Here is a 12,354-nt window from a genome sequence, read left to right as displayed (position 1 = left end):
GCGGTAAAAGAGACGGTGCGGATGCGCGCAGCGACGAGCTGCGAATTATATCGCGTTGTGATACAAATTGTCGCGATGCATCAAGCCGTTGCACGTGCGCGGCGCGCCTTGCTTGCAAAAACCTTTCATCTGATGAGAGCTTGGGCGCGGGGCAAGCGCGCAAATTTGTCTGCAGCGGCGTACAATTCGGGCCACTGAATCCCCCGTCATGCCAGAACCCCGTCCGCGATGCCCGCTCTCCCGCCTTTCTCCCGGCACGGTGATCGATTCGACGTGGTTCGCGGCTGCGTTCCGTTCCCCACCTGACGCGAGCGCCGCCGACGCCTCCCCACTGACTCCCCCAAGCCAATTCAATGGACATGCTCGAAAACATGCGCCTGTTCGTGCGCGTTGTCGAATCCGGCAGTTTTACTGCGGTCGCGAAGGAAATCGACGCGACCACCGCGCAGGTGTCGCGCGCGGTATCGAACCTCGAAGCGCACGTACAGACGCGGCTGCTGCATCGCACGACGCGCCACCTCGGCCTCACCGAAAGCGGCGAACGCTATTTCGAGCGCGCGAAATCGATCCTCGCGGAAATCGACTACGCGAACGCGGAGGCGCGCAATGCGTTGCTGCGGCCGAGCGGCAAGATGCGCATCCATGCGATGACAGGGCTCGGGCAGAGTCATGTCGTGTCGTCGATCGTGCGCTACCAGGAGGACAACCCCGACGTGTCGGTCGAACTGACGCTCGCGCAGCGGATGCCGAATCTCGTCGAGGAGGGCTATGACGTATCGATCGTGACGGCGTCGCAACTGCCCGATTCGGGCTATGTCGCGCAAACCTGCGGCACGAGCTGCAGCGTGCTCGTCGCGTCGCGCGAATATCTGGCGCGCCACGGCACGCCGCAGTCGCCCGACGAATTGCCGAACCACGTGTGCCTGCGCCTCGATACGCCTGCGTCGCCGGCCGGCGAATGGCGGCTCGAGCGCAGCGATGGCGAGGAGGCGGTCTACGAACTGCAGCCCGCGCCGTTCCAGGTCAACGTGCCGGACGCGCTGTGCGTCGCGGTGCGCGCCGGGCGCGGGATCGCGTGCGTCGCGCTGTATACGGTGCTCGACGACATCCGCGAAGGGCGGCTGATCCGCGTGCTGCCCGAGTACCGGCTGCAGACGGTGAGCGTGTATGCCGTCTACGCGACGCGCCGCTATCTCGACGCGAAGATCCGCACGTTCCTCGACCACCTGCGCACGACGCTCACGCCCGCGCTGGAGAACGACCTGCGCGAACTCGACCGGCTGACGACCGAACTGACGCCGGGCGGCCGCAAGCGCGCGTGACGATCCGCGCGGGCGTGCGCCGCGCGAACCGCACGGGCCGCGGCGCGGTTCATGCGCGCGGCGTGATGCGAATCCGCTCGAAGCGTCCCGCGAGCCACGCGTAGGCGGCGATGCCGAGCAGCCCGTGCGCGGCGACGAACCACAATGCGCCGGCGAACGAGCCGGTGCTGGCGACGAAATAGCCGATCACGAGCGGTGTGACGATCCCGGCGATGTTGCCGAGGCCATTGAACACGCCGCCGCTCAGGCCGACCATGCCTTCCGGCGCGGTGTCGGCGAGCACGGCCCAGCCGACTGCCGCGAGCCCCTTGCCGAAGAACGCGATCGTCATCAGCGCGATCACGACTGCATTCGACGATGCGCCGTTCGCCAGCACGAGCAGCGTCGCCATCGCCATCCCCACGACGAACGGCGTCTTGCGCGCCTTCGACGGATGCATGCCGCGCCGGATCAGCCAGTCCGACAGCACGCCGCCGAGCACGCCGCCCGTGAAGCCGCAGATCGCCGGCAGCGCGGCGACCCAGCCGGCCTCCATGATCGTCATCCCGCGCCCCTTGATCAGGTAGATCGGGAACCACGTGATGAAGAAGTAGGTGAGCGCCGTGATGCAGTACTGGCCGACGTAGATCGCCCACAGGTTCCGGTGGCGGAACAGTTGCGACACGTCGTGCCACGACACGCGTGGCTGTTGGCGCACGCGGTTCGCTTCGAGATCGACGAGCGCGCCGTGCGCACGCAGGTAGTCGCGTTCCGCGTCGCTCACGCGCGGGTGGCCGTGCGGCTCGCGATACCACGCGAACCACAGCGCGGCGAGCGCGATGCCGAGCAGCCCCATCCACAGGAACACGTGCTCCCAGCCGAGCGCATGCGTGAGCCACGCCATCGCGGGCGTGAACAGCACGACGGCCATGTACTGCGCGGAATTGAACAGGGCCGACGCGGTGCCGCGTTCGGCGGTCGGGAACCAGCATGCGACGATTCTCGAATTGGCCGGGAACGCCGGCGATTCGACGAGGCCGAGCATGAAGCGCATGACGAACAGCGCGAGCGTGGCGGATGCGCCTTGCACGGCGAGCCAGCCGACCGTGCCTTGCAGCATCGTGAAGACCGACCACAGCAGCAGGCTCAGGCCGTACACGCGCCGTGCGCCGAAGCGGTCGAGCAGCCAGCCGCCCGGGATCTGCCCGATCGCATAGGCCCACGCGAACGCGGAAAAGACGATGCCGAGCTGCACGGGCGTCAGCCCGAGGTCGTGCGCGACGCCGGTGCCGGCGATCGACATCGTCGCGCGGTCCGCATAGTTGATGACGGTGACCGCGAAAATCAGCGCGAGGACCGCATAACGGACGCGGCCGATCGTGCGCGAGGCGGCGGGTGACGCGGCGAGGGCGGCGCCGCTGGTTCGATTGGGCATGCGTGTCTCCTGGCCTCCGTCATGCGGAGGCATCCGGTGTTGTAACGAGGGGCGGCCGTGCGGTGTGCCGTGATCAGCGTGTGACGCTGGTCGGCGGGCGCTGGCCCGCGAAGCACGCGGCGAGGTTGGCCAGCACGATCCGGCCCATCTCTTCGCGCGTTTCGCGGGTCGCGCTCGCCCGGTGCGGTTGCACGACGACACGGTCGAGTTCGAGCAACTCGGCCGGCACGTGCGGTTCGTTCGCGAACACGTCGAGGCCGGCGCCGGCGATCGTGCCGTCGGCGAGTGCGCGAATCAGCGCGGCTTCGTCGACCAGCTTGCCGCGTGCGACATTGATCAGGAATCCTTGGGGGCCGAGCGCGGCGAGCACGTCGGCGGTCACGAGCACGTTGCCGTGATCGGCCGATGCCGCGATCACGAGCACGTCGCTGTCGCGCGCGAGCGCGGCGAGGTCGGGCACGAAGCGATAGCCGCTGTCGCGATGCTCGCGCGGGCCGAAGTAGCTCACAGGCATCCGGAACGCCTGCGCGCGCTGCGCGATCGCGCGTCCGACGCGGCCGAGCCCGACGATGCCGAGCCGCTTGCCGCTCACCTGCGTCGCGAGCGCCTGGGCCGTCTTGCCCCAGCGGCCGGCGCGCACGATGCGCTCGCCGGCGCCGAGGTCGCGCAGCGTCATCAGGATCAGCCCCATCGCCATGTCGGCGACGTCGTCGGTCAGCACGTCGGGCGTCGTCGTCACGTGGATGCCGCGTGCCCGCGCCCGCTCGAGATCGACGGCGTCGGTGCCGATGCCGCTGATCGCGACGATCTCGAGCGCGGGCAGCCGGTCCATCAGCGCGGCGGCGAGGCCGTTCGCGCCGCCGGTCACGACACCGCGAATGCGTGCGGCCACGCGATCGAGCAGTGCGTCCGGCTGCTCGGCCGCATACAGCCGGTGCACGGCGTAACGGGTGGACAGTTCGGCGTCGATGGTGTCGGGGAGCGGCTGGATGAGGAGGATGTCGATGGTCATGAAGGTCTCGGTCGGTATGCGCGGCGCGGGCCGTGCCGCGCATCAGGTGCAACCGAGTATAGAAATCGCATCGATATGCGTCTAACATCAAAAGACTATTGATTGATTCAAGAATTGGATGATTGAACTGCACCAGCTTCGCTGTTTCGTCGCGGTCGCCGAGGAACTGCATTTCGGTCGCGCGGCGCGGCGGCTCTTCATGACCCAGCCGCCGCTCAGCCGGCAGATCCAGTTGCTCGAGCATGCGCTCGGCATCGCGCTGCTCGAACGCAGCAGCCGGCAGGTCAGCCTGACCGCGGCCGGCGAGCGGTTTCTACGCGACGCGCGGCACATCCTCGAATTCTCCGCGCGGGCCGAGCAGGCCGCGCAGCGCGTCGCACATGGCGGCGCCGGCCGCATCACGCTCGGCTTCACGGCGGTCAGCGCATACCGGATGATCCCGATGCTGCTGGCGCATGCCGCGCACGCGCTGCCGGACGTCGACATCGAATTGCGCGAGATGGTGTCAACCGTGCAGATCGATGCGCTGGCGTCGCGGATGCTCGACGCGGGCTTCGTCCGCCAGCGCGCCGCGCGCCAGCCGCTCGAATACCGGCTCGTGCAGCGCGAGCCGATGCTGGTTGCGGTCGCGGAGGGCGCGCCGCTCGCCGCGTGCGAGCGCATCGGCCCCGACGAGCTCGACCGGCAGCCGTTCATCGCGTATTCGCCGAACGAGGGGAAATACTTCCACGACCTGATCTCGGGCCTGTTCGCGAACGCGGGGCGGCTGCCGAACTACCTGCATTATGTCGGGCAGACGCATACGATCCTCGGCCTCGTGCGCGCGGGGCTCGGCGCCGCACTCGTGCCGGCGTCGGCGCGCGAACTGCATGTGGATGGCGTGGTGTTCCGGCCGCTGGCGGGCGCCGACGTGGCGGCCGAGCTGTATCTCGCATGGCGCGCGGACAACGACAACCCGGCGCTGCCGGTGTTCAACGCGATGGTCGAGCGGTTCCTGACCGAGAGCGCCGACGAAGCGGGCGCATAGAGGAGCGGCGCGACTCGCGCGAGCGTCCTGCCCACATGCCGGATTAAAAGTCTGTCGTCTGATGATTCGAGATACCCGCTCGAATCATTTCCGGGTCGTCCGGAATCAGCGGGAATTCCGTTTCTTTGCAAAGGAATCGGCCGGAAATCAACGCCGCAGATCCTCCATTTTCACCTTTGTCACGGGAAAACCCCCATTTTTATCTCATCGGTCGTCGTATTACTGTATCGATACACTAAATCGATACAGTGCGTCGTGAGACGCCATCGCAAAGGAGACGGCCCATGAATACCTACACCCGGCGGCGCTTTCTGCAGACGGTGTCCGCCGCGACGCTCGCGGCCGCAGGCGGCTTGCCGGACGCCGTGCGTGCGCAGCCGGTCGTGACGCTGCGTTGCTCGTCGTCGATGCCGGCCGACCAGAACGCCGCGCACTACGTGTGGTACGAGCGTCTTGCCGCGAACCTGAAGGCGAGTGTCGGCGACGCGATCCGGGTCGACTACTTTCCGAACAGCCAGCTCGGCAAGGAAAGCGATGTCGCGCAGCAGGTCAAGATCGGCGCGATCGACATGATGATCGCGGGTTCGTCGATCTGGGCGACGGTGGCGCCGGAGCTCGGCATGCTCGATCTCGGCTATCTGTTCGACAGCTATGCGCACGTCGCGAAAGTGCTCGACGGCCCGGTCGGTGCCAGCCTGAACGCGCTGCTGCAGAAGCGCGCCGGCTGCTCGGTGCTGACCTGGGGCTCGCATTTCGGCGGGCGCTGCGTGTTCACGAAGCAGCCCGTGCTGGCGCTGCAGGGGCTGAAGGGCACGAAGCTGCGCGTGCTGCCGACGCCGGCGTTCATGGACACCTTCAAGGCGATGGGCGCGGTGCCGACACCGATTCCGTTCGGCGAGCTGTACATGGCCGTGCAGACGGGCGTCGTCGACGGGCTCGAGCACGATCCGGCCACGGTGCTCGCGAGCAAGTTCGACGAAGTGGTGAAGTCGTGCTGGCAATCGCAGCACGTGTTTGCCGCGATGACCGTCGTGTTGGGGCGGCGTGCGCTCGACCGGATTCCGGCGAACCTGCGTCCCGCGTTCGATCGCGCGGTGGCCGACGCCACCGCGCAGCAGCGCGCGATTGCCGCGCAGAAGGCCGACCAGGCCGAGCAGGCGCTGAAGCAGCACGGCATGCGCTTCCATCCGATGGCGCCGGCCGAACGCGCGGCGTTGCGGCAGACGATGCACGACCGGCTCTATACGGCATTCGCCACGCAGTATCCGGCGACCGCGCCGCTGTTTCCGGCGATCGCCGCCGGGCGGGGCTGAACGATGGAGACCTGTTCCGTTTCGGGCGCCGCGGCGGCGCCTGGCGCCGGCCGCCCGGCACGCCGCGTCGCGCGCGTGCTGGACGCGATGCTGCGCGCGATCGAATACGTGTCCGCGGCGGTGCTGGCCGTCGATGTGCTCGTCGTGTTCGTGTCGGTCGTGTGCCGTTATTTCCTGCACGACCCGCTCGACTGGACCGAAGAAGTCGCGAGTGCGCTGATGATCGTGCTGGTGTTTTTCGGCGCGGCGACGGTGCTCGGGCGCAGCCAGCACGTCGGCATCGACCTGTTTCGCGGCGCGTTCCCCGTGCGCTGGCAGGGCGCGCTCGTGCAGATCGGCCACTGGATCGTCGCGGCCGTCTCGCTGAACCTGCTGGTGTCGTCGTGCCAGTTGCTGGCGGATTCGTACGACCAGTTGACGCCGGGCGGCTTGCCGGGCTGGATCAACGTGTACCCGATGATGTTCGGCGCGCTGTTCATGACCGTGTTCGCGCTGGCGAACGCGCTCGACGCGCCGCGCCGCCGGGTAATCGGCACGCTCGCGTGCTGCGTGGGGTTCGCGGCCGCGCTGTGCGGATGGAATGCGCTGGCGCCGGCGCATGCGATCGCGCCGGGCCTGCTGCTGGCGGCCGGTTTCGTCGGCGGGCTCGTACTGGGCGTGCCGATCGGCTTCGTACTCGCGTTCTCGGCGCTGCTGTATTTCCTCGCCGACCCGACGCTGCCGCTGCTCGTCTATTCGCAGCAGGTCATGGCCGGCGCCGATCACTTCGTGCTGCTCGCCGTGCCGTTCTTCGTGCTGGCCGGGCTGCTGATGGAATCGAACGGCATGTCCGCGCGGCTCGTCGAGCTGCTGCTGCGGATCTTCGGGCGCGTACGCGGCGGGCTCGGTCTGATCGTGATTCTCGCGACGGCCTGCTTTTCCGGCGTGTCGGGCTCCAAGCTCGCCGACATCGCGGCAGTCGGCGGCGTCGTGATGCCGGCGGTGCGCCGTGCGCGCCAGGATCCCGACGAAACGGCCGCGCTGCTCGCGTGCAGCGCGGTGATGGCGGAGACCATCCCGCCCTGCGTGAACATGATCATCATGGGCTTCGTCGCGAACATCTCGATTGCCGGGCTGTTCGTCGCGGGCATCGTGCCGGCCGCGGTGCTGGCCGCGTCGCTCGCGGTGGTCACGGTGATCACCGGACGCCGGATCGACGTCTCGGCGGTGTTCACGGAACGCCGCGCGTGGCTGCCGCTCGCGGGCGGCGCGCTGGTTGCGCTGGTGATGGTCGCGATGATCGGCAAGGGCGTGACGTCGGGGATCGCGACGTCGACCGAGGTGTCCGCGTTCGCGGTGGTCTATGCGCTCGTGGCGGGCTGGCTCGCGTTTCGCGAGCTGACCTGGCGGTCGGTCGGGCGCGTGTTCGTGCGTGCCGCGTCGATGGCCGGCGGCATCCTGTTCATCGTCGCCGCGGCGTCGAGCGTGTCGTTCGCGCTGTCGATCGAGCAAATTCCGGCGCTGGTCTCGGGCACAATGACCGCGTTCGCCCACCAGTACGGCGCGACGATGTTCCTGCTGCTCGCGGCGCTGGTCATGATCGTGTTCGGCGCGGTGCTCGAGGGGGCGCCGGCGCTGATCATCTTCGGGCCGCTGCTTGCGCCGATCGCGCTGCAGCTGGGCATCAACCCGCTGCATTTCGGCACGGTCGTGGTGGTGGCGATGGGGCTCGGCCTGTTCGCGCCGCCGGTCGGACTCGGTCTGTTCACGACCTGCGCGATCACGGGCACCGAAGTCCGGCACGTTGCGCGGCCGATGGTGAAATATCTGCTGGTGCTGGTCGCCGCCCTCGTGGCGCTGATTCTCGTGCCGGCGTTTTCGTTGTGGCTGCCGGCCCATTTCGGCCTGTAGCCGCTTTTTACAGCAAGACGACATGAGTACGATTCAGGACGTGGCCCGTCATGCGGCCGTTTCGGTCAGCACGGTTTCGAACGTGCTCAACGGCCGCACCGACCAGATGAAGCAGGAAACGCTCGAACGCGTGAAGGCCGCGATGGAAGTGTTGCAGTACCGGCCCAGCACGCTCGCGCGGCAGCTCAAGACCGGGCAGACGCCGCTCGTCGGGCTGCTGGTGCCGTCGATGGCGAACCCGATGTACGGCTACATCGCGCGCGAGGTCGAGACCTGCGCGCAGGAACGGTACGGCCATCGCGTGCTGATCGGCAATACGTATCGCGATGCGAAGAAGGAGGCGTCGTTCTTCGACGACCTGTTCGCGCATGGCGTGCGGCGCGTGATCGTGATCTCGTCGCTGGCCGACGAAAGCCACCTCGAGCGCGCGGCCGAGCGCGGGATGACGGTGGTGAGCTATGACCGACGCGCGACGCCCGGCGAACGGTCGAAGGTCGAACACGTCACGGCCGACAACGAGGCCGCCGCGCGGCTCGCGACGCGTTGCCTGGTCGATGCGGGACACCGGCGGCTCGCGTTCGCGACGGTTGCCGGCATGACGGTGAGCCGCAGCGACAAGATCCGGGGCTTTCTCGAGACGGCGCGCGAGGCGGGCGTCGACGCACACGCGCGGGTGCTCGACGGTGGTCCTGCGAACGAGTACGGCGACGCCGTGATCGTCGACGTGGGGCGCGCGCTGGGCGTCGCGCTTGCGGCCGATCCGGCGCGGCCGACCGGCATCGTCGCGGTCAACGACCTGTTCGCGCTCGGCCTGATGGCCGGGTTGCGCGATGGCGGCCTGCGCGTGCCGGACGACGTGTCGGTCGTCGGGATGGACGGTCATTTCCTGTCGGCGATTTCCAATCCGGCGCTGACCACGGTGCAACTGCCGGTCACCGAGATGGCCGAGGACATGGTGCGGCGTGTGATGCGGCCGGACGGCGACAAGCCGCTGGCGCCCGAGCCGCACGTATTCTCCGGCGTGACGCTCGTCGAGCGCGCCTCGGTTGCATCGCCGCCGCAAGCGGGCGATTCGCATGGAGGGGCCGCATGACGCGCGTCTTCGTCACGCATCCGTCGGGGATGCTCGACCGTTATTTCGGCGCGAAGGCCATGCGCGCGCTGCAGGCGATCGCGGACGTCACGTGCAATCCGCTCGATCGCGAGCTGGGCACGGACGAACTGATCGCGGCCGCGCAGGGTTGCGAGGCGATGATCGCGTACCGGCAGACGCCCGCGCCGCGTGCGCTGTTCGCCGGGTTGCCCGCACTGGCGGCGTTCCTGCGTTGCGCGGTCGATATCCGCACCGTCGATGTCGACGCGGCGAGCGCGTTCGGCGTGCTGGTCACGCAGGCGAGCCCCGGCTTCGCGCCGGCGGTCGCCGAGTGGGTGATCGGCGCGATGATCGATCTCACGCGCGGTATCGGCCGTTATGCGTCGGCCTACCACCAAGGGATGCCGCCCGTGCCGCAGATGGGGCGCGAATTGCGCGGCAGCACGCTCGGCCTGATCGGTTACGGGCAGATCGCGCGCCATCTCGCGCCGATCGCGACGGCGCTCGGGATGCGCGTGCTCGTCAGTGATCCGTACGTGCGCGTCGATGCGCCGAGGCTCGAACAGGTCGAATTCGCGGCGCTGTTGCAGGCGGCCGATTTCGTCGTGTGCCTCGCGCCGGCGACGCCGGCCACCGCGAACCTGATCGATGCGGGCGCGTTCGCGGCCATGAAGCCGGGCGCGTATTTCATCAATGCGTCGCGCGGCGAACTGGTCGACGAGCAGGCGCTGTACGAGGCGCTCGACACCGGCCGGCTCGCGGGCTGCGCACTCGACGTCGGGCGCGCGCCAGACCAGATGCCGACGCCCGCGCTCGCGGCCCATCCACGCGTGATCGCGACGCCGCACGTCGGCGGCCTGACGCTGCCCGCAGTCGAGCACCAGGCGCTCGAGACGGTCGATCAGCTCGCCGCGCTGCTCGCCGGAAGCGTGCCGCGCGGTGCGGTCAACGCGGCGCACGCCTCGCGGCTGGCGCGCTGGCGCACGGCAGGGGCCGATACCGGGGCGGGCGCGCGATGAGACCCGACACACCCACCGGGCGGACGGCCGACGCGTGCGATTGCCACATCCACATCTATGACGACGCGTATCCGCTCGCGCCGACGGCGACGTTCCGTCCGCCGCACGCGCCGGTGGGCGCGTATCGCCGGGTGCAGCAGACGCTCGGTCTTACCCGCGTCGTCATCGTGCAGCCGACCGGCTATGGTGTCGACAACCGTTGCCTGCTCGAAGCGCTGGCTGCATTCGGCCCGCAGGCGCGCGGCGTCGCGACGTTGCCGGTCGACGTGCCGGATGCCGAGCTGGCGCGGTTGCACGCGGCGGGCGTGCGCGGCGTCCGGTTCATGACGTTGGCGGGCGGCCTGGCGCGGTGGGACGAACTGGAGCGGGTGGCCGCGCGGATCGCGCCGCTTGGCTGGCACGTCGACGTGCAGCTCGACGGCCGGACGCTGCCCGAGGTCCTGCCGTTGCTGTCCTCGCTACCGGCGCGTGTCGTGATCGATCACACGGGCAAGTTCCTGACACCGGTCGCGCCGGACGCGCCTGCGTTTCTCGCGCTGCGGCGTCTGCTCGACCGCGGCCACGCCTGGGTGAAGCTGTCCGCGCCGTACGAGACGTCGCGCTCGGGCGCGCCCGGTTACGACGATGTCGCGCGTCTCGCCGCCGTGCTGGCGCGCGACCACTCGGCGCGTTGCGTATGGGGCAGCAACTGGCCGCACCCGAACGCGTCGCCGGTCCCCGACGACCTGCGCCTGCTCGGCTGGCTGGACGACTGCACGGCGGACGACGCGGTCAGCCGCGCGATTCTGGTCGACAACCCGACCGTACTTTACGGATTCTGAGTCGGCTGCCAGGACGAAACCGAGCGTCACAAGCTTTCAATCCGGAAGCTTGCACAAGCGATGCCAAGCAATCCTGACCGAGCACGACAGGTCGCAGTCCTGCGAATCCTTACCGTGCTGAAAGCGGGTTCGCTGCCGGTGTTCCAACGGAGGAACGCCGCGCTTCGCTGCACTGCGACAACTGCTTGACGCTGCATGCCGGTCGGCGCAGGATACGTCCGTGCATGTGGAGCGGGACGCGCCGGCCGCGCGGTTCCTGCACCCGCGATACGCAGAAAAACAACGATGAGCCTTTACGCACTCGTACCGGAACACCGGCCCCGCGTTTCTCGGCCCGCCGGAACCACGCTTCACCCGACGCCCGTCGCGTCACGTATCCGTCATCCCGTTTCGTACCGTGCATCGGTACACTTTCCCGTCCGCGCGCGAGCCGCGACGATGAGCGGCGCCCGTCCGGCGCGCCGCATCGCAGCGTCGTCTGCCGCTCCTCACCAACGCATCCTGAACGGCGCCTACACCGGCGTCTCGTGACGTCCGTCGCGCCCATCCTTGTATTGCGCCGCCGGCCTGCCTGACTGCCCGGCGGCACCGGAGTCCGAAGCATTTCGATTGAGCTTGAAGAGGCAAACGCAAGCAGTTCGGTTCGAGGTTCAAGGAGAAAAACTCATGTCGCAGCTTTCGAATGAAGAAGCAAACGGCAGTTCGGGGAATGGCAAGGTCAAGCTGATCAAGTGGGCGATCATCATCGCCGGCGTCGCGATCGCGGCACCGGCGGCGTTGTTCATCCTGAAGGGGGTGATCGCACTGGTCACGGCGGCCGTGATCGGCCTCGGCGCGATCTATTTCGCGCCGGTCGTCGCGATGAAGTTCGCGAACCAGAAGGTGAAGATGATCGTCCAGGAGGCGCAGGCGAATCCGATCGAGACGCTGATCAACCAGCTCGCGGAGAAGCGCCAGGCGGCCCAGAAGTTCGCGGACAGCATCACCGCGTTCCGCACCGAGGTGAAGAACTTCGAGAGCAAGACGGAGCTGTTCGAGAAGCAGTACCCGGACGACGCGCCGCGCTTCCGGCAGCAGCTCGACACGATGAAGCAGCTGCTCTCGTTTCGCGAGGGGCGTTACAAGCAGGTGCAGGCCGAACTGAAGAACTTCGCATCGGCGATCGACCGCGCGAAGGCGATGTGGGACATGTCGCAGGCCGCGCAGCAGATGAACAAGCTCGCGGGCCGGCAGGCGTCCGACACGTTCGAGCAGATCAAGACCGACGTGGCCGTCGATTCGGTGATGCGCTCGGTCAACAAGGCGTTTTCCGAAATGGAGACGTCGCTGATGGATAACCCCGAGGTCAAGCAGGCACAGCAGCAGGCGGTGATGAACGCGCCGCATGCGCCCGGGCTCGACGCGACGACCCGCGCGCAACTGCCGTCGAAACAACAATAACTT

General features: G+C 68.2%; 10 protein-coding genes. 8 read left to right on the top strand and 2 right to left on the bottom strand.

Translation table 11 applies throughout. From position 1 onward, the window contains the following. Nucleotides 1-353: 353 nt before the first annotated feature. A complete protein-coding gene (locus CFB40_RS26330) occupies nucleotides 354-1,322 on the top strand; it encodes a LysR family transcriptional regulator (protein WP_089427284.1) in 969 nt (322 codons plus the stop codon). Between the two features lie 49 nt (nucleotides 1,323-1,371). Here the strand turns inward: CFB40_RS26330 and CFB40_RS26325 are convergent, their stop codons facing one another. Next, complete coding sequence (locus CFB40_RS26325) at nucleotides 1,372-2,736, bottom strand: MFS transporter (protein WP_089432837.1); 1,365 nt, start codon at nucleotides 2,734-2,736, stop codon at nucleotides 1,372-1,374. 73 nt (nucleotides 2,737-2,809) lie between these two features. After that, a complete protein-coding gene (locus tag CFB40_RS26320) occupies nucleotides 2,810-3,748 on the bottom strand; it encodes a 2-hydroxyacid dehydrogenase (RefSeq protein WP_089432836.1) in 939 nt (312 codons plus the stop codon). Nucleotides 3,749-3,866: 118 nt separating this feature from the next. Here CFB40_RS26320 and CFB40_RS26315 point away from each other — a divergent pair, with 118 nt between their 5' ends. From CFB40_RS26315 to CFB40_RS26285, 7 genes are all read left to right on the top strand, one after another. After that, on the top strand, nucleotides 3,867-4,775 hold the full coding sequence (locus tag CFB40_RS26315; RefSeq protein ID WP_089427287.1) for a LysR substrate-binding domain-containing protein: 909 nt from the start codon (nucleotides 3,867-3,869) through the stop codon (nucleotides 4,773-4,775). Between the two features lie 284 nt (nucleotides 4,776-5,059). Further along, nucleotides 5,060-6,088, top strand: coding sequence for a TRAP transporter substrate-binding protein (locus CFB40_RS26310; protein WP_089432835.1), 1,029 nt, complete (start codon nucleotides 5,060-5,062; stop codon nucleotides 6,086-6,088). Nucleotides 6,089-6,091: 3 nt separating this feature from the next. Next, nucleotides 6,092-7,978 carry a TRAP transporter large permease gene (locus CFB40_RS26305; RefSeq protein WP_089432834.1) on the top strand — a complete coding sequence of 629 codons (1,887 nt, stop codon included), beginning with the start codon at nucleotides 6,092-6,094 and terminating at the stop codon, nucleotides 7,976-7,978. Nucleotides 7,979-8,000: 22 nt separating this feature from the next. Then, a complete protein-coding gene (locus CFB40_RS26300) occupies nucleotides 8,001-9,071 on the top strand; it encodes a LacI family DNA-binding transcriptional regulator (protein WP_089432833.1) in 1,071 nt (356 codons plus the stop codon). Then, nucleotides 9,068-10,090 carry a hydroxyacid dehydrogenase gene (locus CFB40_RS26295; protein ID WP_089432832.1) on the top strand — a complete coding sequence of 341 codons (1,023 nt, stop codon included), beginning with the start codon at nucleotides 9,068-9,070 and terminating at the stop codon, nucleotides 10,088-10,090. The genes CFB40_RS26300 and CFB40_RS26295 overlap by 4 nt, the downstream gene beginning before the upstream one ends. Then, entirely contained in the window at nucleotides 10,087-10,911 is an 825-nt protein-coding gene (locus CFB40_RS26290) for an amidohydrolase family protein (RefSeq protein WP_089432831.1), read from the top strand. Before CFB40_RS26295 ends, CFB40_RS26290 begins: the two co-directional genes overlap by 4 nt. 666 nt (nucleotides 10,912-11,577) lie before the next feature. Further along, nucleotides 11,578-12,351: a hypothetical protein gene (locus tag CFB40_RS26285; RefSeq protein ID WP_089427293.1), complete on the top strand. Its 774-nt coding sequence runs from the start codon at nucleotides 11,578-11,580 to the stop codon at nucleotides 12,349-12,351. The last annotated feature ends 3 nt before the right edge of the window (nucleotides 12,352-12,354 follow it).

This window comes from Burkholderia sp. AU31652 (assembly GCF_002223155.1).
GTDB lineage: Bacteria > Pseudomonadota > Gammaproteobacteria > Burkholderiales > Burkholderiaceae > Burkholderia.
The sequence above is the reverse complement of the archived record's forward strand: the minus strand, read 5'-3'. Positions and strand labels throughout refer to the sequence as shown.

Coding starts and splice junctions, on each gene's coding strand:
- CFB40_RS26320 (WP_089432836.1), bottom strand. CDS start 3,748: ATGACCATCGACATCCTCCTCATCCAGCCGCTCCCCGACACCATCGAC.
- CFB40_RS26300 (WP_089432833.1), top strand. CDS start 8,001: ATGAGTACGATTCAGGACGTGGCCCGTCATGCGGCCGTTTCGGTCAGC.
- CFB40_RS26315 (WP_089427287.1), top strand. CDS start 3,867: ATGATTGAACTGCACCAGCTTCGCTGTTTCGTCGCGGTCGCCGAGGAA.
- CFB40_RS26330 (WP_089427284.1), top strand. CDS start 354: ATGGACATGCTCGAAAACATGCGCCTGTTCGTGCGCGTTGTCGAATCC.
- CFB40_RS26325 (WP_089432837.1), bottom strand. CDS start 2,736: ATGCCCAATCGAACCAGCGGCGCCGCCCTCGCCGCGTCACCCGCCGCC.
- CFB40_RS26295 (WP_089432832.1), top strand. CDS start 9,068: ATGACGCGCGTCTTCGTCACGCATCCGTCGGGGATGCTCGACCGTTAT.
- CFB40_RS26285 (WP_089427293.1), top strand. CDS start 11,578: ATGTCGCAGCTTTCGAATGAAGAAGCAAACGGCAGTTCGGGGAATGGC.
- CFB40_RS26290 (WP_089432831.1), top strand. CDS start 10,087: ATGAGACCCGACACACCCACCGGGCGGACGGCCGACGCGTGCGATTGC.
- CFB40_RS26305 (WP_089432834.1), top strand. CDS start 6,092: ATGGAGACCTGTTCCGTTTCGGGCGCCGCGGCGGCGCCTGGCGCCGGC.
- CFB40_RS26310 (WP_089432835.1), top strand. CDS start 5,060: ATGAATACCTACACCCGGCGGCGCTTTCTGCAGACGGTGTCCGCCGCG.